The sequence below is a fragment of the Bartonella saheliensis genome, assembly GCF_902162175.1.
The window spans coordinates 55,582-79,974 of the sequence record NZ_LR607202.1 but is presented as its reverse complement, the minus strand read 5'-3'; the positions used below and the strand labels follow the sequence as shown (position 1 = coordinate 79,974).

Genomic DNA, 24,393 nt, shown 5'->3' with positions numbered 1-24,393 from the left:
TTATTATATCACTTAAAAATAACTCTGTTCAAAGAATTTTTAATATAGTCATCTAACCTTAAAAAATTACATAGTTTAAAAAATATACAAAATAAGTGAATAAGAGTTTATTCTTCTGCCCATTTTTTATAAAAACTTATGTGAAAATAGAAAAGTTTTTAAACAAGCTTTTAAGTTTATACACGAAAATATTGAATATTTTTGTAAATGCTAAGACCTATCAAAAATTTTTATTTTATAGGATAACGAGAAAGAAAATTGATAACACCTTTTTTATAAACTTTATCACCTACAGCAAGCATATGATCTCGATCAGGAATTGATAAAGCTTCACCACAAGGCAACAAAGCTGCTAATGGCTCTGCAGCACCACCAATCTCATCTAATGAACCAACAGCAACAAGTGCAGGTTGTTCAATTTTATAAATTTCAGACGCCGTTAACTCTTGTTTTGATGTGATAATGCAAGCAGCCAGAGCACGTCTATCACTTTTCGTTTGATCGGCAAATTTACGGAACATTAAACCACGCGTATTGGTAATGGTAGAGGGATCTTCCGCTAAAAGAGCCTCAGCAACAGGTTCCCAATTTCCTGCTCCCGTTACCATACCAATACCCAAACCACCAAAAATAACGCTGTTCACATATGTTGGATGTAAAAGAGCCATAAAAGCACTAATACGAGCTCCCATAGAATACCCCATAACATGGGCTTTAGATAATTCTAAATGCTGTAAGAGTTTGACCGCATCGCAAGCCATAGCTTGAGGTGTATAAAAGCTAGGATCATAGCTTTTAACTGAATCTCCATGCCCGCGGTTATCAAGAGCAATAACACGATATCCCGCTTCAGTGAGAATACGAAACCAACCCGTTGCATACCAATTCACCCAAGCAGAAGATCCAAAACCATGAATCAACAAAATAGGTGCACCTTGCCCTTCTTCTCGATAAGCAAAGCGCAAACCATCATATTCAAAAAAACGAACGTCCTCAGCTGTCATTGTTTATTACACTTTCCACAAATGACAGGATGAATAACACGTTGCCCTTTTTGTATCTGTTTTTCAGAAACTCCACCAGCGTTAATCTCAAGTGCAAAAGTCGCAGGAACGCCTGATGAAATGGTCTTTTTTGAAAATGGAGAAGTGTTCTCAATAATCGATACAATAACCCCTTCAGAATTTAAAAAGATCATATCTAAGGGCAACGGTGTATTGGCCATCCACATAAAAAACTTCTGTTCCTCTTCCGATTGATAACTCTCTTGCTGCTTTAAAAGCATTGCACGATCGCGTGGAAAATCAGTCCGATACATTAAACCAGCAGCTGCTTGAGAGGGGGTAAAAGCAATCTCTACATTATAAGAAATCGTACCTTGGTTTGTGTGTATCTCTAAAGGAATCGGATGAACAGGAATTTCCATGGACTTCTTCGCGACAACAATGGGTATTTCTAACATAAAAAATATCGCTAATAAAACAATATACCCTTTTTTAAAAGGCTTTAACATTCTTGTCTCCACCACAGAAAAATTTTTAATTTTGTTCTAAAATAAAAAATATCAGAGTTTAAAAACTAAAAACAAGGGAGTTCTTACCTTATTTTCGTTATTTTATTCAATAGATGCGTGCATTTTTTTATTTAGTTTATAAATTCACAAGAGCCATAACAAAGCTCGCCTATCGCTATTTATGTAATAACCACTCTTTTAAAACGCAGAAAAATACTGACGTCACTTGCAAAGTTTAATGAGCAGAGATTTAATGTGTTGCAAAAGGAAATCCTATATCTGGATAAATTTCTGCCGTCATCAAACCTTTTTCTCCTTTCCCAAAACGGACAAGAACAACTTGCCCTGAACGAAGCTCTGCTAAACCAAAACGACGCAACGTTTCCATATGAATAAAAATATCTTCTGTCCCCTGCCCACGACTAAGAAAACCGAAACCTTTGTCACGATTAAACCACTTAACAATTGCACGTTCTAGACCACTTTCTGGAGTAACAACAACATGAGTACGGGCTGGAACTTCTGATGGATGGACCGCTGAAGAACAATCGATAGATTTCACTTGAACGCACTTTAATCCTCGTTCCGTCTTTTCCACAGCACAAGTAACTTTAGCGCCCTCTAAAGCTGTTTGGAAACCATCTCTTCGCATGACTGTAACATGCAATAATATATCGGGAAAATGAGGCAAATCAGGTACAATAAATCCATAGCCCTTACTACCATCAAACCACTTAATGACACCACTGATTTCGATAATCTCCCCACAAGTACCTATACTATCCTCAGATAGGGAACAATCTTTTAATGCATCCTTACTCGTCATAATAACGTGATCCTGTAGCTTATAAATTCGATATTGATTCTCTATGTTTAAGTAAACATTGCTCTTGTATCAACACGCAAGCCCCAAGATAAGATTTCCCCATATTGTCGTATCTCTTACACGTTAATCTCAACATGAAATTTATAAAAAATATTTATAAAACTATTTGATTGTAGGCTTTACATATCCTACAAAAAAGGCCAAATAAAAAAGCTCATATGAAAGTTTTTTACATAATGATATTTTCATTAATGTGTAACTTGCATGATGAAGAAGTTCAATATAAGGTGCAAGAACAACAATTCAATTAAGGAAAATGCGCAATGCAATTGAAAAAAGTCCTTACGACAATCACCGCTTTTATGGCACTTACAGCAAATGTTTATGCGAGTGAGCCTATCAAAATTGGTGTTTATCTTCCATTAAGTGGTCAAAATGCCTTTGGAGGTCAGCTTGAAATTCGAGGGATCGAATTAGCCCATAAACAAGTCCCAGAAATTTTGGGACGCAAAGTAGAACTTGTTATTATTGATAATAAGTCAGATAAAGTGGAAGCGGCGAATGCTGTTATGCGTTTAACCGCAAGTGAAAAGGTAAGTGGAATCATTGGTAGCTATGGTTCTTCACTCTCACTAGCAGGTGGTGAAATATCTGAAAAAGCAAAGACTCCGACCATAGCAACTTCTTCAACGAGTCCCCTTGTTACACAGGGTAAAAAATATTATTTTCGTGCTTGTTTTATTGATTCCTATCAAGGAATCGGCGTTGCAACTTATGTAAGCCAAGTTTTAAAGGCAAAAAAAGCCGCTATCCTCAAAGATATTTCAAGTGATTATGCCATTGGGCTTGCAAGTTATTTTACGCGTGCTTTCAAAAAATTAGGTGGTGAAGTTATCTCAAATTTAAATTATAATTCTGGAGATCAGGATTTTTCAGCTGTTCTCACACAGATTATCGCAAAAAAACCGGATATTTTATTCATTCCATCTTACTTTTCTGAAGGTGCTATCATCATGAAACAAGCGCGTGAATTAGGAGCGAAGTTTCAAATTATGGGTGGAGATGCCATGGATAATCCAGAAACCATTACCATTGCAGGAAATGCGGCAGAAGGTTTCTTACATACGACACTCCCTTATAGTGAGGATATGCCAAATATGTCAGCCGCTGCACAAAAATTCACAGAGGAATGGAAAAAAGCTTATCCTGACAAAGAGCCAAATATCAATTCAGTTTTGGGATACACAAGTTATATGATGTTCATGAAGGCTATTGAAAATGCTGGCAGCGCTGATCGTGAAAAAATTACAACTGCGCTAAGCGAGTTAAAAGATTTTCAAACGCCTTTTGGTGATATGTCGATGGATAAAAATCATAACCCTACAATTCCTATTGGCATCATTAAAATACAGGATGGAAAACGTGTTTATTTAGAAGAAGTTAAACCTGCTTTTTAATGTAAGAATTGTATGTATTAAAATTGGAATGCAAAAATTGGTTGAGAATATTTTTCTCAACCAAAAGTTTAAAAAATTCTTATTATCCTATGTAAATTAACAAATGTGGAAGGATGAGAGATGAGCACTGAAATGTTCATCCAGTATTTTTTTAATGCACTGGCATTGGGGTCTCTTTATGGGCTTATCGCTATTGGTTACACCATGGTGTACGGTATATTGAGACTGATTAACTTTGCTCACGGTGATATCTTTATGCTGGGAGCCTATTTTGTTTTCTTTTCCACAATTAGCTTTATGCCTGCATGGGCAGCACTTCTTCTTTTGTTCCTCGCTGCTCTTATTTATTACTCAGTATTTATAGGATTTAAAAGGCGTCCTTCAATTTATTGGATTGCTGTTTTTTTAATTCTTGCGTTAGGGGTTGTTTATTATTTAAAAATCTCTCCACAAGATTTTACCCCAATCTGGATTTTAGCTCTTTGTTTTTCTATTTTTATTACAAGTGCAGTGGGGATTATTGTTGATCAACTCGCTTATAAACCTTTACGACATGCACCGCGTATTTCAGCGCTTATCGGTGCAATTGGTGTTTCTTTTTTTATTGAAAATCTTGCTACTGTACTTTTTAGTGGTGTTCCTAAAGGTGTAAAGCAACCAGATTTTCTGGTAACACCATTTTTATGGCACCTAGGATCAGAAGCAGAGGGCATCATTAGAATTGCTCCTATGTCATTGATTGTTCCCATTGTGTCATTGATTCTTATTGTTTTACTGTTATGGGTTATCCATAAAACAAAGCCTGGTCTTGCTATGCGCGCCATCTCTCATGATATTGAAACGACGCGTTTGATGGGGGTTTCTGTCAATAAAGTCATTGCATTTACATTTGGTATAGGCTCAGCACTTGCTGCTATAGCCGGCATTATGTGGTCTTTACGCTATCCTCAAATTCAGCCTTATATGGGCGTTCTTCCTGGTCTTAAAGCCTTTATCGCTGCTGTTATCGGGGGTATTGGTTCGATACCAGGAGCAATGTTGGGAGGATTATTATTAGGGTTTATTGAAATTATGATTATCGCATTTTTCCCCGCGCTATCTGGATATCGTGATGCCTTCGCTTTCATTTTATTGATTCTGATTTTATTGGTATTGCCCACAGGATTAATGGGTAAAAAAAGTCAGGAGAAAATCTAATGGCAAAGTCAGCGACAATTTTTTTATCGTGTATCAGTATTTTCGTTCTTATAGGTTTTTTATTCTATGCGGATAACCATTTTAATGACTATACACTTCGTATCATCAATCTAATTGCTATTAATGCGATTTTGGCAATTTCACTTAATTTGATTTATGGCTTTACAGGGATGTTTTCTCTTGGACATGCCGGTTTTATGGCTATCGGCTCTTATGTCTGCGCAATTTTACTTCTTTCCCCTGAACAAAAAGAGATGATGTGGATTCTTGAGCCTATCGCTGAACCATTATCCCATCTACAATTTCCTTTTTTTATCGCTGTTGTTATCAGTGGTTTGTGTGCAGCAATTATTGGTTTATTAATTGCTTTGCCGATATTACGTCTTGGTGGTGATTATCTCGGAATTGCAACATTGGGTTTTGCAGAAATTATCCGCATTTTCATTACGAATGCAACATCTCTCACAAATGGTTCTTTAGGAATCAAAGGAATACCTCAAAATGCAACATTATGGTGGAACTATGGTTGGTTAGCATTTACAATTCTCTTTATTGTTCTCTTACTGCGAAGCAATACGGGTAATGTATTACGGGCTATTCGTGATGATGAAATTGCTGCAAAAACGATGGGAATTAATGCTTTTTTCTACCGTAGCTTTTCTTTCACTGTTGGGGCATTTTTTGCAGGAATAGGTGGCGCATTAATGGCTGCTCTTATTTCAACCATTGATCCGAAAATGTTTAATTTTTTGCTCACTTTTAATATTTTGATGATTGTCGTTGCTGGGGGTCTTGGTTCAATTACAGGAAGCATTATTGGCAGTATTATTATTACCGTCATGCTTGAATGGCTTCGTATTATTGAAAGTCCATTTGACTTAGGCTTTATACATATTCCAGAAACGCCAGGACTTCGCATGGTTGTTTTCTCTCTTTTATTGCTGGTAATTATTTTATTTTGGAGAAAAGGGTTGATGGGACAACGTGAATTCTCATGGAATGGGATTTATAGCTTTTTAGTACGCAAAAAGTTTTCTAAGTCTGAGGGAAAACTATGAACGACACTCTTCTTTCACTCAATGATATTGTAATGCGTTTTGGCGGATTAATTGCTGTCAATAATGTTAATATGGCCATTAAACGAGGAAGCATAACTGGATTAATTGGTCCCAATGGTGCCGGAAAAACAACAGTTTTCAATATGATTTCTGGGTTTTATGCCCCTACAAGTGGGACTATTCTTTTTGATGAACAAAAAATTTCTGGGGAACCTCCTTATATTGTCTGTCGGCGTCATATTGCCAGAACATTTCAAAATATTCGTCTTTTCTCAGGGTTAACGGTTTTGCAGAACGTTATGGTAGGCGCTCATGTCCGTCAAAAATATCCTTGGTTTTATTCAGCTCTCTTTTTTTCAAAAGCAATGAAAGAAAAAAGAGAAGTTTATAAAAATTCCATGGAGCTTCTTGAACGACTACAACTTGATCATCTTGCTAATCAATTGGCAACAGCTTTACCTTATGGTGTACAACGGCGTTTAGAAATCGCACGTGCTTTAGCCACAAGACCTAAATTACTTCTTCTTGATGAACCTGTCGCTGGCATGAATCCGCAAGAAAGTGAAGATCTTAGAAAATTTATAGCAAAAGTGCAAAAAGACTTTGATCTTACAATTCTTCTTATTGAGCACGACATGAAAGTGGTTATGGGGCTTTGCCAACATATTTTGGTTATGGAATATGGCTGTTGCATTGCCAATGGCACACCAGATGAAATTCGTAATGACCCAAAAGTTATTGAAGCTTATCTTGGCGGAGATGTTTATGGATATTCTTAAAATAAAAAATCTTCACGTTCATTATGGCGCCATTAAAGCTGTCCAAAATCTTTCTATGTCCATAAAAAAAGGAAGTATTGTTACTTTAATTGGAGCTAATGGTGCAGGAAAAAGCAGTATTGTACGCTCTATTACAGGACTTAATCGCTCTGTTTATGGAGAAATTACCTATAATGGCGAATCAATTGTTAAAAAATCACCAGAAGAGATTTTGCGATTAGGAATTGCTCTCAGCCCTGAAGGGCGACGTATTATGCCCCATCTCACTGTTTTAGAAAATCTTCATCTGGGTGCTTATATCCGTCATGATAAACAGGGAATTTCTCGTGATATTGAATGGATATTTGATCTTTTCCCGCGCCTACGTGAAAGATCAAAACAGTTGGGAGGAACAATGTCAGGTGGGGAACAACAAATGGTTGCTGTAGGGCGCGCGCTCATGAGCAATCCTGATATGGTGATATTAGATGAACCCTCATTGGGATTAGCCCCCCTTCTTGTCCAGGAGATTTTCTCGATTATCCGGAAAATTAATGATATGGGAAAAACTGTTCTTCTTATTGAACAAAATGCATTTGCTGCACTTTCTATCGCTAATTATGCTTACATTTTAGAGGTAGGGCATATTTTATTTCACGGTGAAGGAAAAGCTATGCTTTCTGATCCGCGTGTTAAAGAAGCCTATCTTGGTGGATAAAGACAAAAATTAAGGAAATAGAGTCCATTCCTCCTCACTTTTAAGAGAGCATTTCTCATCATTGATGAGAAATGCTTTTCAGTTCGATGATTATATCCACCATTTTTCCGCACAAAATGTTCCTGCGGCTTTTTCAATAATATGCGCTATTTGAAAAATGACTTCTTCAGCAAAAGGTTTACCAATCAATTGTAATCCTAGAGGTAAACCATTTGATGACAAACCAGCAGGAACAGAAATTCCTGGTAAACCAGCCATATTAACCGGTACTGTAAAAATATCATTAAGATACATTGCGACAGTATCATTTTTTATTTTTTCATCAGCAATACCAAAGGCAGGTGTTGGCGTTGCTGGTGTAAGAATAGCATCAATGCCTGAATCAAAACATTGGTCAAAGTCACGTTTTACAAGTGTTCTTACTTTTTGAGCTCTTAAATAACAGGCATCATAATAGCCTGATGAAAGAACATAAGTTCCAACCAAAATACGCCGTTTGACTTCATCACCAAAACCAACAGAACGCGTATTTTCATACATTTCAATGATATCTTTTCCAGGCACACGCAAACCAAAACGGACACCATCATAACGCGCTAAATTAGAAGAGGCTTCTGCAGGAGCTATAATATAATAAGAAGGTAGAGCATATTTTGTATGAGGTAAAGAAATATCGTGTATTTCAGCGCCTGCATCTTTTAACCAATTTATTCCATTTTGCCAAAGTTTAATAATTTCAGAAGACATTCCATCCAGATAATATTCTTTTGGAATACCAATTTTCATTCCTTTAATTGATTGACCAAGATAACTTTCATAATCAGGAACTGGTAAATTCATAGAAGTAGAATCTTTTTCATCAAAAGAGGCCATTGATCTGAGTAAGATAGCACAGTCACGAACATCTCTTGCAATAGGTCCAGCTTGATCAAGGGATGAAGCAAACGCGACAATGCCCCATCTTGAACAACGTCCATAAGTTGGCTTTATTCCTACAGTCCCCGTAAAAGCTGCTGGTTGACGTATTGAGCCACCTGTATCTGTTGCCGTTGCACCTGCACAAATTTGTGCGGCAACAGCGGCAGACGATCCCCCCGAAGAACCACCGGGGACGAGTTTTTCATTCGAGCCTTTTTTCCTCCATGGATTAATAACAGGACCATAATATGATGTTTCATTAGAGGACCCCATAGCAAACTCATCCATATTAAGTTTCCCTAGCATGATAGCACCATCTTGCCATAAATTAGCCGTAACGGTTGATTCATAGGGCGGTTTAAAACCATCAAGAATATTTGAACAGGCTTGAGTATGAACACCACGGGTTGCAAAAAGATCTTTAACTCCTAAGGGAATTCCTTCCAAAATTCCCCCCTCTCCTCTCGCCAAGCGATCCTCTGATTCAGCAGCCATTTTTCTTGCTTGCTCTGCTGTTATTGTTACATAAGCATTCAAAGTAGGATTAGCCAGTTCAATTGCTTTTAAATAAGCTTCTGTTAATTCCGTTGCTTTGAACTCTTTTTTGATAAGAGCATCACGAGCTTGTGCAATTGTGAGGTTTGTTAAATCAGTCATATTGGTTCTCAAATTTCAAAAATATAAAAAGTTACTCAACAATTTTTGAGACAAGAAAAAAATTTTCTTCTGTAACAGGGGCATTGGCAACAATATCTGCTACTTTATTGCCATCTGTAACACGATCTTCACGCATTTGTAGAGGCATCGGTATTAGAGATGTTAATGGTTCAACTTCACTGACATCAACTTCATTTAATTGCTCTACAAAACCTAGAACAGAATTGAATTTTTTTGTCATAGGTTCTACTTCATTATCGTGGACGGCAATCCGCGCTAAACGAGCAACCCGCTTGACGGTTTCTTGATCAACAGACATACACTTCTACGCCTTTCTATTTTTTTGTTTTATGCATTGATCTTTATTCTCGCTATACAAGGCTGCGCTTGCAAGCGCAAGAATATTAGATAACATGAATAAAGAATATAATTATAGATCTGTAACATAAAAAAACGTATTATAATCCTTATGACTGTTATTAATATCAATGAAGTTATGACACATCTTTTGCCTGGACAAACAATAGCAGGCTTAGATTTTGGGACAAAAACGATTGGAATTGCAATTTCTGATATGGGGCTGACTGTTTCTAATCCGCGTCCTGTTCTCCAGCGAAAAAAATTTACAGAAGATGCCCACACACTGATTAAGATTTTTGATCGTGAAAATGTAGGCGTTATTATCATTGGCTTACCTCTTAATATGAATGGAAGCAGTGGATCTCGTGTTCAAGCAACCAAAGCTTTTGTGAGCAATATGAAAAGGCATACAAAAATTCCATTTGTTTTTTGGGATGAACGCTTATCAACCATTGCAGCAGAGCGCTCTCTTTTAGAAATGAATGTATCACGCGCTAAAAGAGCAAGCAGAATTGATTCGGCGGCCGCTGCTTTTATATTGCAAGGTGCTCTCAATAGAATTCAAAACTTTCATCATATAGAAGGATAGAGAACATTGAGCAAATGTCCTGCATTATAGCGTGCAATGAGCATCCCATAAGAAGATCTCCATTGTCCACCAAGGCGGCTTTCCATATAGGCATTTGCAACATGTTCTATATCCGTAGAACGTAATGACGCAGCAGCTGCTGCATAAGCTACTTGTTCAACAAAAAATCTTCCTGCTCCTTCATTTGCCGCAGCCATATCACCGGCAGACTTAATAATTTCAATGGCGCGGGGTCCTGCTGGTCCAATATCAAGAGCAATTTTTTCTAACAATTTCTGAAACAATCCCGGTGCTTTTTCAGCAATAAGAATGGCATCCTTTACCAATTGATTAGCAGAACTATTTCTCACAATTCGCGCAGGTCCATTATGCAACATTTGTGATAATGGATTATTCTCTATAAAGCTTTCAATACCAAGCTGTGCAATAATTTCACCAATAATAGGCACAACCAATTGACTGACGTGATAAGCAATAATAGGTGTCATAATGCGCGCGAAAGCGGCTTCAGAACGGTCATTTGCTGCATTGTCAAAGGCTCGCGCTAAACGCAAAACCAATGCTTGTGACGCAGCAATATCTAATGCAATATCTGCAAAAATACGTTCTGTTAGTGGTGGTAAAGGCTGATTTGGCATTTTTTTTCGGAAAAAATCTATACCAAATTGAAGGGCCGCACGCAAAACACCTGCCGATATGACAGATTGATCAAAACGCATCATCGTCTCGATATCTTTAATGACTTTAAGGCCTTCTCCAGCATTCCCCAAAAGCCAGCCATAACTGCCTTGAAAATCAACAACCCCCTCTGGTGTTAAATGTTCTCCAGAACGCTGAATTAAATGACGAATCGATATCATTCCATTTAGTGCACCATTTTCCTGTATACGTGGAACAAAAAAGCAACTTAAATGACCATTTAAATCTGCACTAACAAGATATCCATCAGCTGTAGGATTAATAACATTGGTTTTTACGACATTTAAGCGATACAGATCGCGTTCCATATTTTCATCGAAAGAAATTTTCTTAACGCTTGGAAAATTGAAAGCATATTGTCCAATATCATCAAAGGCACACGTCAGAGAAGCAGATTTTTTATGATGAATAGGCTTTGATGAGGAATCATATTGGCGTGACAAAAGGACATTTTGCCATTTTTTGAAGAGATCACTATCACTAATTAAGACAGCAATCGCTGCACTCGTTATAATAACCTCATTCAAATGCCCTGTTTCTAAACCAGCAGATAAAGCTAAACGAATCGCACGTGCTTGATAGCGTACTCCATTTTCTGAAGAAGTATTTTCCCAAAGCGAGCTAACCAACCCTGCTTGTCTAGAGTATTTTTGAAGCTCTTGATAGGAAGAATGTATTTCTAATTTTTCTGTCTGTTGCCCCCATTCATCGTTATAATACAACAAAGGCTTATAATGATTCGCTGAGCAAGAAAGCTTCCATGCTTCTTGACTTGCAGCAAAATCCCCTATTTCTTCAAAGCTTGCTAGTAAAAACTTAGGTAAAGTAGAGGCTATACGAAACATAAGCGTATCGCTAAGAAATGTATTTTTTCGACGAGCATTTTGCGCAGAGACAGCACTCATAAGTCTATTCCTATATTCAAATCATTCATATCATAGACTATTTGTCTTTTTAGAGTTAAGAAACATTTATCATATTCAAACAAATGCTTGTTTAATCCGTTTTAAAGAGAGATAAAGAAGAATGCTATGATTCAAGATAATTTTTTTCCACTTTTCCCTCATGAACATCTTTTAGCTATTAAAGATCTGAGTGTACAAGATCTTAATACATTGCTTGATCGAGCAGAAGCAAACATTATTCTTTCTAACAAAATTGATAAAACAAAATCTATTTTGTATGGGCGGACTCAAATTAATCTCTTTTTTGAAGCCTCTACGCGAACACAATCTTCTTTTGAATTAGCAGGCAAAAGGTTGGGAGCAGACGTGATAAGTGTTGCGATCGGCAACTCATCTGTAAAAAAAGGGGAAACGTTACTTGATACAGCTGCAACACTTAATGCGATGAAGCCAGATATACTGGTTTTTCGCCATAGCAGTGCAGGAGCAGCAGCTCTATTAGCACAAAAAGTTGATTGTTGTGTCATTAATGCCGGTGATGGTGCTCATGAACACCCAACCCAAGCTTTATTAGATGCTCTCACCATTAAAAGAGCAAAAGGTCATATTGAAGGATTAACGGTTGCCATTTGCGGAGATATCTTGCACTCGCGTGTCGCACGTTCCAATATCCTCAGTCTTAATGCTTTTGGGGCCCGTGTTCGTGTTGTTGCGCCTTCCACGCTCTTACCCACAGGGATTGCCGATATGAGTGTTGAGGTTTTTAACACCATGAAAGAGGGACTTAAAGACGCTGATGTTATCATGATGTTACGCTTACAGCATGAACGGATGGCAGGTTCTTTTATTCCCTCCATACGTGAGTATTTTCATTATTTTGGCTTACATAAAGAAAATTTGGCTTATGCTAAAAATGATTGCATTATTTTGCATCCTGGTCCCATAAACCGTGGTGTGGAGATTGCATCCGATATAGCCGATGGACCACAAAGTATGATTCATACACAAGTAGAAATGGGAATTGCAGTGCGTATGGCCGTCATGGAAGCTTTATTAGATTCACGCTTGAAGATCAATGGAGAAAAAAAATGATAAAACCAATTGTTTTTCAAAAGGCTCGTATTATTGATCCTTCACGCGCACTCGATGAAATTGGTACAGTTATTGTTGAAAATGGACGGATTACAGCCGCTGGAAAAGAAGCTTTGAATCAAGGAATCCCTGCAGAAGCAGAAGTTATTAATGCACAAAACAAAGCAATTCTTCCTGGACTTGTTGATGCGCGTGTTTTTGTTGGAGAACCAGGAAATGAAAATCGTGAAACAATTGCATCTGCAAGTCAAGCCGCAGCAGCAGGTGGTATTACTTCCTTTCTTATGATGCCAGACACGCACCCAATTATTGATAATGTTGCCCTCGTTCAATTTATTAAGCGCACAGCAGAGGAAATGTCATCGGTCAATATTTATCCCGTTGCGGCAATCACACAAGGTTTCAACGGACAAGAAATAACCGAATTTGGTTTGCTTAAAGATGCAGGAGCCATTGCTTTTAGTGAAGGAAAAAAAACACTTCAAAATTCATCTGTTATGCGACGTGCAATGACTTATGCACGCGATTTTGATGTTCCCTTGATGCATGAAACACAAGATAAGGACCTTACAGGACAAGGTGTCATGAATGAAGGATTGCTCGCTAGTTGGCTAGGGCTTCCTGGCATCCCTCGTGAAGCAGAAGTTATCCCACTTGAAAGGGATCTGCGCTTAGCGACATTAACGCAAACCCGCTATCATGCCGCACAGATATCGACAGCGCTCTCTGCTGATGCCCTTCGCTTAAGCAAGCAGCGCAGTGAGAAAATTTCAGCCGGTGTATCGATAAATCATTTATCTCTCAATGAAAATGATATTGGTCAATATCAAACTTCTTTTCGCTTTATGCCCCCATTGCGTACAGAAGAAGACCGGATAGCACTGATTGAAGCAATAAAAGATGGAACGATAGATATCATTGTCTCTTCCCATGATCCTCAGAGTATTGACACAAAATATTTGCCATTCAACGATACAGTAGCTGGTGCTGTTGGTATGGAGACCTTATTGAGTGCAACTTTGCGTCTTTATCATGATGAGAGCCTATCTCTTCTCCGGATAACTGAGCTTTTGTCAACGGCGCCTGCAAAGCTCTTTGGACTCGATGCAGGGACGCTTAAAAAAGGTGCTTATGCAGACTTTATTGTAGTTGATCTTGAAGAACCATGGGTTGTTTCGACAAAGAAGTTTTATTCACGTTCAAAAAATACGCCTTTTGAAAATGCACGTTTTCAAGGACGTGTCCTCCAAACCTTTGTAAAAGGGAAATCCGTTTTTAAACTTGATCAACCAACGTAATGAGATTTTTGAATGAATGAAGCAGAAATATTTTTTCAGTCCACTCCATGGTTTATTTTCCTTGTCTCTTATCTCATTGGCTCAGTTCCATTTGGTCTTTTGTTTACGAGATTGGCCAAACTTGGCGATATAAGAGCAATCGGTTCTGGCAATATTGGAGCAACAAATGTTTTACGAACAGGAAATAAAAAAGTTGCTGCTCTAACACTTCTTTGTGATATGTTGAAAGGAGCTATCGTTGTTTTCGTTATAAAATTCTTTAATGATCCGCTCGACAAGAGTATCCTTGTTTCTCTAGCGGGTTTTTTTGCTTTCTTAGGACACCTTTTTCCCGTATGGCTTAAATTTAAAGGTGGCAAAGGTGTTGCGACCTATTTAGGGGTTTGCTTAGGAGTGTATTGGCCCGCAGCAATTATTTTTATTATTGTATGGAGTGCGATTTTTCTCCTCATGCGTTATTCTTCATTATCTGCACTTATTGCCGTTACAGTGACGCCGATATTTGTTTTTTATTTTTCCGATTTTTATTTCTGTTGTATACTGATCGCGATGAGCCTATTTGTGTTTATAAAACATTATGCAAATATCAGTAGATTATTAAGCGGGGAAGAAAGTAAGATTGGTACGCAAAACAGAGATAAATAAAGGAATCCTGCTTACTGATCGTCAACGTCTAAGCTGGTTACGGTTATTGCGCAGTGAAAATATTGGAGCTGTTAGTTTTCGCAACCTCATTGATCATTATAAAACAGCAGAAAATGCTTTAGCAGCGCTGCCAGAGCTTATTAGAAAAGGGGGTGGTTCTGCATCTATTAAAATAGCAAGCTTAGAAGATGCAGAAAAAGAAATACAAGAAGCTGAAAGATTAGGTGTTCGGTTTATCGGTATGGGAGAACCAGATTATCCAGCTTTTCTGAAAGTTACAGAAGCCCCTCCGCCGCTTATTGCTATCAAAGGTAATGTTTCAGTTTTTCAAAAAACGTCTATTGGCATTATAGGCTCTCGAAATGCTTCAGCTGCTGGGAAAAAGCTTACAGCTCAATTTGCGCATTTTCTTGGAGAAGCAGATTTTGTAATAATTTCTGGGCTCGCTCGTGGAATTGATAGCGTTGCGCATCAAGCAAGCTTAAAAACAGGAACTGTTGCAGTCATGGCTGGGGGAATTGATCATATCTATCCTCCTGAAAATAAAAAGTTGTATGAAGATATCATCGCCAATGGTGGAGCTATCATCAGCGAAATGCCCATCTCTTGGAAGCCACGTGCTATCGATTTTCCAAGAAGAAACCGTATTATTGCAGCTCTCTCACTTGGTCTGTTGGTTGTGGAGGCAGCCCTGCGTTCAGGGTCCTTAATTACTGCACGTCAAGCAGCTGAAATGGGACGGTTGATTTTTGCCATTCCCGGTTCTCCACTTGATCCAAGGTCTGTTGGTACAAACAACCTTCTCAAGGACGGTGCTCTCCTCACCACACATCCTTCTGACATCATAGAAACACTTACGCCATTAATTTCATCGCTTCCAAATTCCCAACTCAATTTTTTTGAGGAAGCATCCTCTTTACAACTTGAAAAGGAGAATTTTAATCCAGCAGACGAAAAAAACTCTCATCCCTCTTTAATAGATGATGATACAGCACGCGCAGCAGTTCTCTGTGCTCTCTCGACAACACCAATCGACATAGATACACTCAGTACCCACGCAAATGTCCCTCTCCCAACTCTCTACCTCTTATTGGTAGAACTCGAGCTTGCTGGAAAGCTTATTCGACACTCTGGTGGTTATGTGTCATTGTCGAATCTTGATCTTCCCCAAGAGCCTCAGCACTATTAATAATGCTTTGCCCTTCTTTGGCAACCATATCCAAAAGCAATGCTAAAAGCGGACTATGCGCCTGACGCGCCATCTGATTCATTTGCTTTGACATGTCTGTAATATATTGGATAACTTTCAAATGATTTATAAACATAATCCTCTATCCTCGAGCATTTCCCCTCCTACCTCTCAATAGACGTTATCTTAGTATTTGGCCGTACGCTTTTGTAATAACAGTAAAAAATAAATCGTGTAATTCTATATAGGGTGCGCTTTAATAATAACAATCACAAGTTGTACAATATTCATGTTTTTTATATGGCTAATATTTTTTTTATGTGTTCTTAAGCAATTGCCATTAGCTATTCACGTGAAAGGCGTTTATAAAAAAGTTTTTATTTCAATATTCGGGTAAAATTATGAATATCGTTATCGTTGAATCTCCAGCAAAAGCAAAAACAATTAATAAATATCTTGGATCTCAATACAAAGTTGTCGCATCATTTGGACATGTTCGTGATTTACCTGCAAAAGATGGCTCCGTTTTACCGGATCAAGATTTTTTGATGAAATGGGATATAGATTCTGCTGCTGCTAAACGTTTAAATGAAATAGCAAAAGCCGTTAAAGAAGCCGATAGCCTTATCTTAGCAACAGACCCTGATCGTGAAGGAGAAGCTATTTCGTGGCATATTCTGGATGTTCTTCATCAAAAAAAAGTTTTAAAAGATAAACCTATTAAAAGAGTTGTCTTTAATGCCATTACGAAGAAGTCTGTGCTTGATGCTATGAACAATCCACGTGATATTGATATATCACTTGTCGATGCCTATCTTGCACGTCGTGCTCTCGATTACCTTGTTGGTTTTACACTTTCACCTGTTTTATGGCGTAAACTGCCTGGTGCACGCTCGGCTGGACGTGTTCAGTCGGTTGCTTTGCGGATTATTTGTGACCGTGAATCAGAAATAGAACATTTTATCAAAGAAGATTATTGGTCCATTACAACACAGTTAAAAACCATCAGAAATGATTATTTCCAAGCAAGATTGACAATGTTTAATCAAAGAAAGATTGGCAAACTTGATATTCAATCTCAAGAACAAGCAGATCAAATTCGCCTTATGTTGGAGGAGGCCCACTATCACACACTCAGTGTTGAAGCAAAACCTACAAAAAGAAATCCTTTTCCTCCCTTTACAACCTCTACACTACAACAAGCAGCTTCTTCAAAATTAGGCTTTTCAGCTTCTCGCACAATGCAAATTGCCCAAAAGCTTTATGAAGGGATTGAAATTAACGGTGAAATGGCGGGGCTTATTACTTATATGCGTACTGATGGTGTGCAAATGGCGCCAGAAGCCATTGATACAGCAAGAAAAGTAATTCATGAATCTTTTGGAAAGAACTATGTTCCTGAAAAACCGCGTTTTTATTCAACAAAGGCAAAAAATGCACAAGAAGCACACGAAGCAATCCGTCCAACAGACTTTCAAAGGTCTCCCAACCAAGTCCGCAATTTTCTCGACACTGATCAGGCAAAACTCTATGAGCTGATATGGAAGCGCGCTATTGCCAGCCAAATGCGTTCAGCTGAAATTGAACGTACAACCGTTGAAATTGAAGCCCAGCAAGGAGACAACCGTGCAAATCTTCGTGCAACTGGATCTGTTGTTCGTTTTGACGGATTCATTTCCGTCTATACGGATCAACGAGACGAAGAAAATAATGAAGAAAATGAAACAGCACGTTTACCACAAATAAACACAGGTGAAGCACTTACAAAAGAAAAAGTTGAATCTGTACAACATACTACAGAGCCCCCTTCCCGTTATTCTGAAGCCTCATTAATTAAAAAACTTGAAGAATTAGGAATTGGTCGTCCTTCAACGTATGCCTCTACATTGGCAACATTGAGTGATCGTGGATATATTGTCATTGATAAGCGAAAACTGATTCCTGATGCTAAAGGGCGTATTGTTACAGCCTTTCTTGAAAACTTCTTTAATCGCTATGTAGAATACGGTTTCACAGCAGATCTTGAAGAAAAGCTGGATCTTATTTCTGATGGCAAGCTTTCTTGGAAAGATGTGTTGCGTGATTTTTGGGATGGATTTAATGCATCTATTAGCAATATCCAAGAACTTCGTATCGCCAATGTCCTTGATGTTTTAAATGTAACATTAGCACCTCTCGCCTTTCCTGAACGCGAAGATGGAAGTGATGTACGTTCCTGTCCTCTGTGTAAAAATGGTCAATTATCCTTAAAACTTGGTCGTTATGGTGCTTTTGTTGGCTGTTCCAATTATCCTGAATGTAAATATACACGCCAACTTGGGACAGATACAGAAGAAGAAAATAAAGCTGTGCACAATGAGGAACCTGTGATGCTTGGTATTGATCCTCAAACAGGAAAAGATATTTCCCTTCGCAATGGCCGTTTTGGTCCCTATATTCAACTTGGTGAAAACAAAGAAGCCAAACGTGCAGGATTACCAAAAGAATGGCAGGCGGAAAATATCACTCTTGATAAAGCCTTGGCTTTACTCTCCCTTCCTCGTGAAATTGGTATTCATCCCGAAACTGGTAAAATGATCACGGCGACAATTGGACGCTATGGTCCCTATCTTAGTCATAATGGAAAATCTGCGCGCCTTCTTCATGCGGATGAAGTTTTTGATATTGGTATCAATCGCGCTGTTACAGTATTGGCAGAACAACAAGAAAATAAAACCAAGCAAAGCAGAACAACATCTGCTGCACTCGCAACATTAGGAGAACACCCCGAAGGAGGAACTATCACTGTGCGCAATGGACGTTATGGTCCTTATGTCAATTGGGGGAAAGTTAATGCAACATTGCCAAAAGATAAAGATCCCATTAGTGTAACCCTTTCAGAGGCATTAGAACTTATATCGGATAAAGCGTCGCGTAAAAAAACAACGTCAAAAAAAGCTTCTTCCAAAACAAAAGCAAAAACAAAAGAGACATAAAATTTGGCTAAAGGTGAAAAAAACGTAAAACTCCTCTCCTCAGTTAGGGGAAAAAAATTGCCCAATAGGGAAGAAATTCTTTCCTTTATCAATGAAAACTCTAATCGATTAAGTAAACGAGAAATAGCCAAAGCTTTTAATTTAAAAGGCGATTCTCGTATCTGGCTTAGAGACATATTACGTGCATTAAAGGATCAAAATCTTATATCTAAACAGCGCAAAAGAGCAATAAACAAAGGAAAATTATCCCCTGTTGCTTTAGTAAAAATTAGTGGACGCGATGAAGACGGTAGTTTTATTGCACAACCTCTTGAATGGGAAGATACGCCAAAGCCCAAAATTGAAATACATTCTTTTCGTCACATAAAAGGAGGGAGCATTGGCGTTGGAGATCATCTTCTTGTAAAAGTTTTTCGAAATAAAAATTCTCAAAATCCCCCTTATATGGGGCGAATTATTCGTAAAATTGATCTATCCCCAAAGAGTACATTTGGTGTTGTACGAAAGTTAGAAAATAATCAATGGCGCCTCGATCCTATAGACCGCAAAACCAATGAGCTCATGGTTGAAATGTCTCCAGAAATGAAGATTGAAACGGGTGATCTCGTTGAAGTTGAAATTAAAAAAAATACTGGTTATGGACTGAAAACTGCGCAAATAAAAAATGTTTTAGGGCATATTAAGAGTGAGAAAACACTCTCAATGATTGCTCTTCTTTCAAAAGGCATTCCTTATATTTTTCCAGAAAGCGTTCTTGAGGAAGTTAAACATATCAAAGCTGCTAATATGGATAATCGTGAAGATTGGCGACAATTACCATTTATTACGATTGATCCACCAGATGCGAAAGACCATGATGATGCAGTCTATACAAGCAAGGATAAGGACCCAACAAATAATGGGGGATGGATTATTATTGTGGCCATTGCAGATGTTTCTTACTATATCAAAACAGGAAGTGCTTTAGATAAAGAAGCATTAAAACGCGGAAATTCAGTTTATTTTCCTGATACCGTTGTACCAATGCTGCCTGAACGTCTTTCTCATGATTTATGTTCTCTATGTGAAGGAAAAGAAAGACCAGCTTTAGCCGTTCGTATGATTTTTGATGCAAATGGTCATAAACTAAAACATAGTTTTCATCGTATTATGATGCGTGTAAAAGCCAAACTCTCCTACCAAGAAGTACAATTGGCAAGAAAGGGACATATCCATAAAAAAAATGCTCCCCTTCTTGAGAATATCCTGCAACCCTTATGGGAAGCCTATGCATGTCTTAAAATCGCGCGAAATCGTCGACAGCCCCTAGAATTAGAAATAGCAGAAAAAAAGGTTATTCTTGATCAAAATGGATGCATCCAAGATGTTGTGAGTGAAGAACATTTAGAAGCTCATCGTTTGATCGAAGAGTTTATGATACAAGCCAATATTGCAGCTTCTGAAACATTAAAAAAACATCATCAGGCCTTCATTTATCGTATTCATGACAAACCTTCTCTTGGCAAACAAGAAATATTGCGGAATTTTCTTCAAAGTTTAGGAATATCCCTCTCAAAAAGTGCTGAATTAACATCAGCACGCCTTAATAGAATTTTAGAAAAGGTCGCTCATACGGAACAACAAGAACTCGTCAATCAAGTTATATTGCGTTCACAATCACAAGCAGAATACAATCCTAAAAATAGTGGTCATTTTGGTTTGAATTTGCAGAACTATACACATTTTACATCACCAATTCGCCGTTATGCTGATCTCATTATTCATCGAGCACTCATTAAAGCTCTCAAACTAGGAAATGATCAATTAACGAATACACAAGAACAAAACCTTGAAGACATCGCTACGCAAATTTCTTTATACGAGCGCCGTGCAATGATCGCTGAAAGAGAAACGATTGATCGGCTTGTTGCACACTATTTAACGAATAAAATTGGCCGTGTTTTTACAGGACGCATTTCTGGAGTCACAAAAGCAGGGCTTTTTATTTCTCTTGATAAACTCAATACAGATGGTTTTGTTCATATTTCTACACTTAAAAATGACTATTATCATTTTGATGAAGCACAACATATCCTTATAGGACAACATAGCCACAAAGGCTATCAGCTCAGTGATATTGTAAAGGTAAAACTTATAACCGTACAACCTTTTGCTGGTGCTTTAAGCTTTGAGCTCTTAACAGAACCTCGTCCAATAAAATTTTCATCAATGTCCTACCATAAAAACAAATTAAAAAAACAAAAGCGCCGTTTTTATGGAAAAAGAAAATATTAATTAATAAATAAGCTCATAATGATTTAAACTAAGAAACTGTCTATAATATTGAATATCGATAGCATTTTTATATACAATATGCTTTCTTTGGCATATTAAGAGCATATGTTTTATTTTATATTAAAAGTATTACAGAGTTTTTTTATACTCAATGAAGAGAGAAAATCTGCAAAAGTTAGTTTGATCTTTCTTTCATTTTAGCTCGCCTTTTCGTTGTTTGGATCAACATAAAGTACCTTAAGCCACTCTCATGAAAAAAATTTTTGACTTTCAAAATAATTCTTTGCGTGCAATTATTGCCGCTATTACAACCATTGGTATTGTTGGAACAGCATTGGCAATGGGGACACAACTTGTCTCTCTTCTTATGGCAGAGAAAGGGCTTTCCAACAGTACGATCGGCTATAGTGGAACAGTTGGTGGAATCGCCACAATTATTGCAGCTATTTTTACATCTCGAATTGCTTTATGTTTAGGCATCGCTCAAACAATATTACTTATGATGGCGATAGGATCTCTAAGTTTTTTAGGATTCTATTTTTTTGAATTCATATGGGGTTGGTTCATTTTAAAATTTATATTGCATTTTACTATGACAGTTATGTTTATCCTATCAGAGTTTTGGATCAACAGTTATGCTCCCCCTAAAAAACGCGGTTTGATCCTTTCTCTTTATGCCATTGTCTTAGGGTTAGGGTTTGTGATCGGTCTAACATTGCTAGGAAAAGTGGGAACACAAGGATTTATTCCTTTTGCGGTGGGTTATAGCCTTATTATACTTGCTACTATACCAATTCTTGCAGCTTGGAAATTAAGTCCAGAATTTCAAAAAAATCAATATACGCCATTTTTTCGTTATCTTTTTCACGTTCCAAGCGCGATGATGGCAGCCCTTGTTTATGGGGCCATTCAAATGGGCACATTAACGCTTATAATCCCCTTTAGTTTATCCATTGGTTATAATGAGAATGAAGCAACACACTTTATGGCAATCCTTGCACTTGGGAATATTTTCCTCTTAATTCCTATCAGCATGTTAAGCGACTATGCCAAAGATAGACGCTATCCGCTGATAGGTTGTGCTATCTTAGGTTTTGTGGGAACTTTTATAATACCATGGATTATTCAATATCTATGGATTCTGATGTTTGATTTATTTATTCTAGGTGGTATATCAGCGAGCCTTTATACAATTGGTCTTGCTCACCTAGGCGCACGTCTTAGGGGGCAAGAACTTGCTGCTGCTAATTCTGCTTTTACTTTTTGCTACGGAATTGGTATGCTCATAGGACCAACTTTCATCGGAAAGTCCATGGATATCTTTGATCTTTTTGGTTTTTCAATAGCTATGGCTGTTTTTTTTGGTTTATATGTCATTTTGGTATTTATCCAACTTATGAGAAAACTAATCAGCTCTTGACTTTTTTGAGAACATCCGTACTGTTGCCGGAAAATTTGATGATGTCGGAAATAAGTTCTGACAACAATGATATTTTTTCAATATAAATAGGGTTTTTACATTATGGCTAAAGCAGCAACCATTAAGATCAAGCTTTTATCAACTGCAGATACTGGTTTTTTCTATGTAACAAAGAAAAACAGCCGTACAATGACAGATAAAATGAGCAAACGTAAATATGATCCAGTTGTAAAAAAGCACGTTGAATTTAAAGAAACGAAAATTAAATAAATAAGCCAATCATTATTGATAGGTTTTATCCTCCAAAGGAAATGCGGGATTATTACTCTTCAAAGTTATTTTTTGAGGAGTATTTTTTGTTTTTTTTTATTTTATTTTAAAATCTGCATAACTTTAAATTTGTATAGCTTATACGGATTTAACTAAGTTGATTTATCGTTTAAGTCGCTTACATATTATACCAAATGCATATTTTATTTTGTAATATCTAACAAAAATTTTATCATTAAAACGGAATGTTTTTTCGTCATGTGAATAAAATTTTTTGAAAGAATTATAAGCAATGCTCAATAGAATGCATTATAATAATAGTGGCAGTTTCTTTATTTCATGAAAAAAAATTTTTCCCATTTTAATTTAAGAAACTTAAATAAAATTATCGGTTTTAGCATTTTTATCACTGCTAGCATTCTTATCATGATGGCAACTTATTTTAAGCCGACTCAACCGTTTCCTTCAAAAGAAAAATTTTCTTCTAAAAATTCTATTGAAGGAAAGGCTCTTGTCATTGATGGCGATTCTATCATGATTTCTTCCATTAAGATTCGACTGGTTGGCATTGATGCTCCTGAACTTCATCAATTTTGTGGAAAAGAAAAGGTACGATACCCTTGTGGGCTTGAGGCAAAAAAATATCTAGAACAATTGGTAGAAAACCAATCTGTTACATGTCATTGGCATAAAACAGATAAATATCGCCGTATCCTTGCAACATGTCAAACGCAACAAGTTAGCAATATCAACGCCGCACTTGTACAAAATGGTTGGGCTGTAAGCTATTATGATTACCCTAAAGAAGAGCAAGAAGCCAGAGGGAAAAAAAGAGGAATATGGGCATCAAGTTTTCAACGCCCTAAAGAATGGCGCAAAACACATCCTCGCACAGAGTAAAAAATATTTTTAAATTTTATTGACTAATGAAACAATGTAGCCCAATTATCAAACTTGAAAAAGAAATCTATTCCTGTCGGGTTTGTATCCAGCAGCCACATTATTTTCCTCCTCTTCCTCATGAACCAAATCCCGTTGTTTATTTATCCCATACGGCTTCGATTGCAATCGCAGGACAAGCCCCAGGATTGCGTGTTCATGAAACATCTATTCCTTTTAATGATCGCTCTGGTGAAAGATTACGTGATTGGCTTAACGTAACAAAAGAAGAGTTTTATAATAGATCTCTCTTTGCGTTTGTTCCGATGGGATTTTGTTTTCCAGGTTATGACAAAAATAAAGCTGATTTGCCACCAAGACGTGAATGTAGAGAAATATGGCATGAGAAGATATTTCAAGCGATGCCTCAAATAAAGCTTGTTCTTGCTATTGGCAGTTATGCGCAAAAATGGCATATTACAGAATTAAAACATAAAACCGTTTCAGCAACCGTTCGTGATTGGAGAAATATCCTTTCCATCTCTCAGCCTCGGGGCTATAATGTTATGCCTTTACCTCATCCATCATGGCGAAATACTTCTTGGTTACAGAAAAATCCATGGTTTAACGATGAGCTTATTGTATATCTGCGTCATTTAGTGCGTAAACTTTTATAAATTAAAATATTGAGAAAAA

23 protein-coding genes are annotated in these 24,393 nt (G+C 37.4%); 16 read left to right on the top strand and 7 right to left on the bottom strand.

What is annotated here, in order from left to right; translation table 11 throughout:
- Positions 1-230: 230 nt before the first annotated feature.
- The 3 genes from FS875_RS04395 to FS875_RS04385 form a co-directional block, all read right to left on the bottom strand.
- Positions 231-1,004, bottom strand: coding sequence for an alpha/beta fold hydrolase (locus FS875_RS04395; RefSeq protein WP_144753561.1), 774 nt, complete (start codon positions 1,002-1,004; stop codon positions 231-233).
- A complete protein-coding gene (locus FS875_RS04390) occupies positions 1,001-1,513 on the bottom strand; it encodes a DUF192 domain-containing protein (RefSeq protein WP_144753557.1) in 513 nt (170 codons plus the stop codon). Before FS875_RS04390 ends, FS875_RS04395 begins: the two co-directional genes overlap by 4 nt.
- A 250-nt stretch (positions 1,514-1,763) precedes the next feature.
- Positions 1,764-2,339, bottom strand: a complete 576-nt coding sequence (locus FS875_RS04385; protein WP_144753554.1) for a cold-shock protein — start codon at positions 2,337-2,339, stop codon at positions 1,764-1,766.
- A 323-nt stretch (positions 2,340-2,662) separates the two neighbouring features.
- On the opposite strand from FS875_RS04385, the gene FS875_RS04380 reads away from it, so the two are divergent.
- From FS875_RS04380 to FS875_RS04360, 5 genes are all read left to right on the top strand, one after another.
- A complete protein-coding gene (locus FS875_RS04380) occupies positions 2,663-3,796 on the top strand; it encodes an ABC transporter substrate-binding protein (protein WP_144753551.1) in 1,134 nt (377 codons plus the stop codon).
- A 120-nt stretch (positions 3,797-3,916) separates the two neighbouring features.
- Positions 3,917-4,993, top strand: coding sequence for a branched-chain amino acid ABC transporter permease (locus tag FS875_RS04375; RefSeq protein ID WP_144753548.1), 1,077 nt, complete (start codon positions 3,917-3,919; stop codon positions 4,991-4,993).
- Positions 4,993-6,051 carry a branched-chain amino acid ABC transporter permease gene (locus FS875_RS04370; protein ID WP_144753545.1) on the top strand — a complete coding sequence of 353 codons (1,059 nt, stop codon included), beginning with the start codon at positions 4,993-4,995 and terminating at the stop codon, positions 6,049-6,051. The genes FS875_RS04375 and FS875_RS04370 overlap by 1 nt, the downstream gene beginning before the upstream one ends.
- Positions 6,048-6,830 (top strand): ABC transporter ATP-binding protein, encoded by a 783-nt coding sequence (locus FS875_RS04365; protein ID WP_144753542.1) that lies wholly within the window; start codon positions 6,048-6,050, stop codon positions 6,828-6,830. The genes FS875_RS04370 and FS875_RS04365 overlap by 4 nt, the downstream gene beginning before the upstream one ends.
- On the top strand, positions 6,817-7,527 hold the full coding sequence (locus FS875_RS04360) for an ABC transporter ATP-binding protein (protein ID WP_144753539.1): 711 nt from the start codon (positions 6,817-6,819) through the stop codon (positions 7,525-7,527). The genes FS875_RS04365 and FS875_RS04360 overlap by 14 nt, the downstream gene beginning before the upstream one ends.
- 90 nt (positions 7,528-7,617) lie before the next feature.
- Here the strand turns inward: FS875_RS04360 and gatA are convergent, their stop codons facing one another.
- Both gatA and gatC read right to left on the bottom strand, forming a co-directional pair.
- A complete protein-coding gene (gene gatA / locus FS875_RS04355; RefSeq protein ID WP_144753536.1) occupies positions 7,618-9,102 on the bottom strand; it encodes an Asp-tRNA(Asn)/Glu-tRNA(Gln) amidotransferase subunit GatA in 1,485 nt (494 codons plus the stop codon).
- 31 nt (positions 9,103-9,133) lie between these two features.
- Entirely contained in the window at positions 9,134-9,421 is a 288-nt protein-coding gene (gene gatC / locus FS875_RS04350; protein WP_144753533.1) for an Asp-tRNA(Asn)/Glu-tRNA(Gln) amidotransferase subunit GatC, read from the bottom strand.
- A gap of 150 nt (positions 9,422-9,571) precedes the next feature.
- Between gatC and ruvX the strand changes: the two genes are divergently transcribed.
- A complete protein-coding gene (gene ruvX, locus FS875_RS04345) occupies positions 9,572-10,051 on the top strand; it encodes a Holliday junction resolvase RuvX (RefSeq protein WP_144753529.1) in 480 nt (159 codons plus the stop codon).
- Here the strand turns inward: ruvX and FS875_RS04340 are convergent.
- Positions 10,036-11,655 carry an acyl-CoA dehydrogenase family protein gene (locus FS875_RS04340; RefSeq protein ID WP_144753526.1) on the bottom strand — a complete coding sequence of 540 codons (1,620 nt, stop codon included), beginning with the start codon at positions 11,653-11,655 and terminating at the stop codon, positions 10,036-10,038. The two genes, ruvX and FS875_RS04340, sit on opposite strands and share 16 nt — an antisense overlap.
- A gap of 126 nt (positions 11,656-11,781) precedes the next feature.
- Here FS875_RS04340 and FS875_RS04335 point away from each other — a divergent pair, with 126 nt between their 5' ends.
- From FS875_RS04335 to dprA, 4 genes are read left to right on the top strand one after another with little or no spacing between them, the layout of a single operon-like run.
- Complete coding sequence (locus FS875_RS04335) at positions 11,782-12,747, top strand: aspartate carbamoyltransferase catalytic subunit (protein ID WP_144753523.1); 966 nt, start codon at positions 11,782-11,784, stop codon at positions 12,745-12,747.
- A complete protein-coding gene (locus FS875_RS04330; RefSeq protein WP_144753520.1) occupies positions 12,744-14,045 on the top strand; it encodes a dihydroorotase in 1,302 nt (433 codons plus the stop codon). Before FS875_RS04335 ends, FS875_RS04330 begins: the two co-directional genes overlap by 4 nt.
- Before the next feature lie 12 nt (positions 14,046-14,057).
- Positions 14,058-14,690, top strand: a complete 633-nt coding sequence (gene plsY, locus FS875_RS04325) for a glycerol-3-phosphate 1-O-acyltransferase PlsY (protein WP_144753517.1) — start codon at positions 14,058-14,060, stop codon at positions 14,688-14,690.
- Positions 14,665-15,879 carry a DNA-processing protein DprA gene (dprA, locus tag FS875_RS04320; RefSeq protein WP_144753514.1) on the top strand — a complete coding sequence of 405 codons (1,215 nt, stop codon included), beginning with the start codon at positions 14,665-14,667 and terminating at the stop codon, positions 15,877-15,879. Before plsY ends, dprA begins: the two co-directional genes overlap by 26 nt.
- Here the strand turns inward: dprA and FS875_RS04315 are convergent.
- Entirely contained in the window at positions 15,809-16,015 is a 207-nt protein-coding gene (locus tag FS875_RS04315; protein ID WP_005773510.1) for a hypothetical protein, read from the bottom strand. The genes dprA and FS875_RS04315 overlap by 71 nt on opposite strands.
- A 265-nt stretch (positions 16,016-16,280) precedes the next feature.
- Between FS875_RS04315 and topA the strand changes: the two genes are divergently transcribed.
- The 6 genes from topA to FS875_RS04285 all read left to right on the top strand — a co-directional run bounded on the left by topA (position 16,281) and on the right by FS875_RS04285 (position 24,374).
- Entirely contained in the window at positions 16,281-18,854 is a 2,574-nt protein-coding gene (topA, locus tag FS875_RS04310) for a type I DNA topoisomerase (RefSeq protein WP_144753511.1), read from the top strand.
- 3 nt (positions 18,855-18,857) lie between these two features.
- Entirely contained in the window at positions 18,858-21,128 is a 2,271-nt protein-coding gene (rnr, locus tag FS875_RS04305) for a ribonuclease R (RefSeq protein ID WP_144753507.1), read from the top strand.
- Between the two features lie 250 nt (positions 21,129-21,378).
- Complete coding sequence (locus FS875_RS04300) at positions 21,379-22,548, top strand: MFS transporter (RefSeq protein WP_144753504.1); 1,170 nt, start codon at positions 21,379-21,381, stop codon at positions 22,546-22,548.
- Between the two features lie 102 nt (positions 22,549-22,650).
- Positions 22,651-22,818, top strand: a complete 168-nt coding sequence (rpmG, locus tag FS875_RS04295; protein WP_004864083.1) for a 50S ribosomal protein L33 — start codon at positions 22,651-22,653, stop codon at positions 22,816-22,818.
- A gap of 339 nt (positions 22,819-23,157) precedes the next feature.
- Positions 23,158-23,718 carry a thermonuclease family protein gene (locus tag FS875_RS04290; protein ID WP_144753501.1) on the top strand — a complete coding sequence of 187 codons (561 nt, stop codon included), beginning with the start codon at positions 23,158-23,160 and terminating at the stop codon, positions 23,716-23,718.
- Positions 23,719-23,744: 26 nt separating this feature from the next.
- Positions 23,745-24,374, top strand: a complete 630-nt coding sequence (locus FS875_RS04285) for a uracil-DNA glycosylase family protein (RefSeq protein ID WP_144753497.1) — start codon at positions 23,745-23,747, stop codon at positions 24,372-24,374.
- The last annotated feature ends 19 nt before the right edge of the window (positions 24,375-24,393 follow it).

Excerpts from the sequence above, each read along its gene's own strand:
- FS875_RS04385 (WP_144753554.1), bottom strand. The coding sequence starts at position 2,339 with ATGACGAGTAAGGATGCATTAAAAGATTGTTCCCTATCTGAGGATAGT.
- FS875_RS04390 (WP_144753557.1), bottom strand. The coding sequence starts at position 1,513 with ATGTTAAAGCCTTTTAAAAAAGGGTATATTGTTTTATTAGCGATATTT.
- ruvX (WP_144753529.1), top strand. The coding sequence starts at position 9,572 with ATGACTGTTATTAATATCAATGAAGTTATGACACATCTTTTGCCTGGA.
- FS875_RS04300 (WP_144753504.1), top strand. The coding sequence starts at position 21,379 with ATGAAAAAAATTTTTGACTTTCAAAATAATTCTTTGCGTGCAATTATT.
- plsY (WP_144753517.1), top strand. The coding sequence starts at position 14,058 with ATGAATGAAGCAGAAATATTTTTTCAGTCCACTCCATGGTTTATTTTC.
- FS875_RS04395 (WP_144753561.1), bottom strand. The coding sequence starts at position 1,004 with ATGACAGCTGAGGACGTTCGTTTTTTTGAATATGATGGTTTGCGCTTT.
- FS875_RS04330 (WP_144753520.1), top strand. The coding sequence starts at position 12,744 with ATGATAAAACCAATTGTTTTTCAAAAGGCTCGTATTATTGATCCTTCA.
- gatC (WP_144753533.1), bottom strand. The coding sequence starts at position 9,421 with ATGTCTGTTGATCAAGAAACCGTCAAGCGGGTTGCTCGTTTAGCGCGG.
- FS875_RS04375 (WP_144753548.1), top strand. The coding sequence starts at position 3,917 with ATGAGCACTGAAATGTTCATCCAGTATTTTTTTAATGCACTGGCATTG.
- topA (WP_144753511.1), top strand. The coding sequence starts at position 16,281 with ATGAATATCGTTATCGTTGAATCTCCAGCAAAAGCAAAAACAATTAAT.
- FS875_RS04365 (WP_144753542.1), top strand. The coding sequence starts at position 6,048 with ATGAACGACACTCTTCTTTCACTCAATGATATTGTAATGCGTTTTGGC.
- FS875_RS04285 (WP_144753497.1), top strand. The coding sequence starts at position 23,745 with ATGAAACAATGTAGCCCAATTATCAAACTTGAAAAAGAAATCTATTCC.
- FS875_RS04290 (WP_144753501.1), top strand. The coding sequence starts at position 23,158 with ATGAAAAAAAATTTTTCCCATTTTAATTTAAGAAACTTAAATAAAATT.
- FS875_RS04315 (WP_005773510.1), bottom strand. The coding sequence starts at position 16,015 with ATGTTTATAAATCATTTGAAAGTTATCCAATATATTACAGACATGTCA.
- FS875_RS04335 (WP_144753523.1), top strand. The coding sequence starts at position 11,782 with ATGATTCAAGATAATTTTTTTCCACTTTTCCCTCATGAACATCTTTTA.
- FS875_RS04340 (WP_144753526.1), bottom strand. The coding sequence starts at position 11,655 with ATGAGTGCTGTCTCTGCGCAAAATGCTCGTCGAAAAAATACATTTCTT.
- FS875_RS04370 (WP_144753545.1), top strand. The coding sequence starts at position 4,993 with ATGGCAAAGTCAGCGACAATTTTTTTATCGTGTATCAGTATTTTCGTT.
- FS875_RS04380 (WP_144753551.1), top strand. The coding sequence starts at position 2,663 with ATGCAATTGAAAAAAGTCCTTACGACAATCACCGCTTTTATGGCACTT.
- gatA (WP_144753536.1), bottom strand. The coding sequence starts at position 9,102 with ATGACTGATTTAACAAACCTCACAATTGCACAAGCTCGTGATGCTCTT.
- FS875_RS04360 (WP_144753539.1), top strand. The coding sequence starts at position 6,817 with ATGGATATTCTTAAAATAAAAAATCTTCACGTTCATTATGGCGCCATT.
- rpmG (WP_004864083.1), top strand. The coding sequence starts at position 22,651 with ATGGCTAAAGCAGCAACCATTAAGATCAAGCTTTTATCAACTGCAGAT.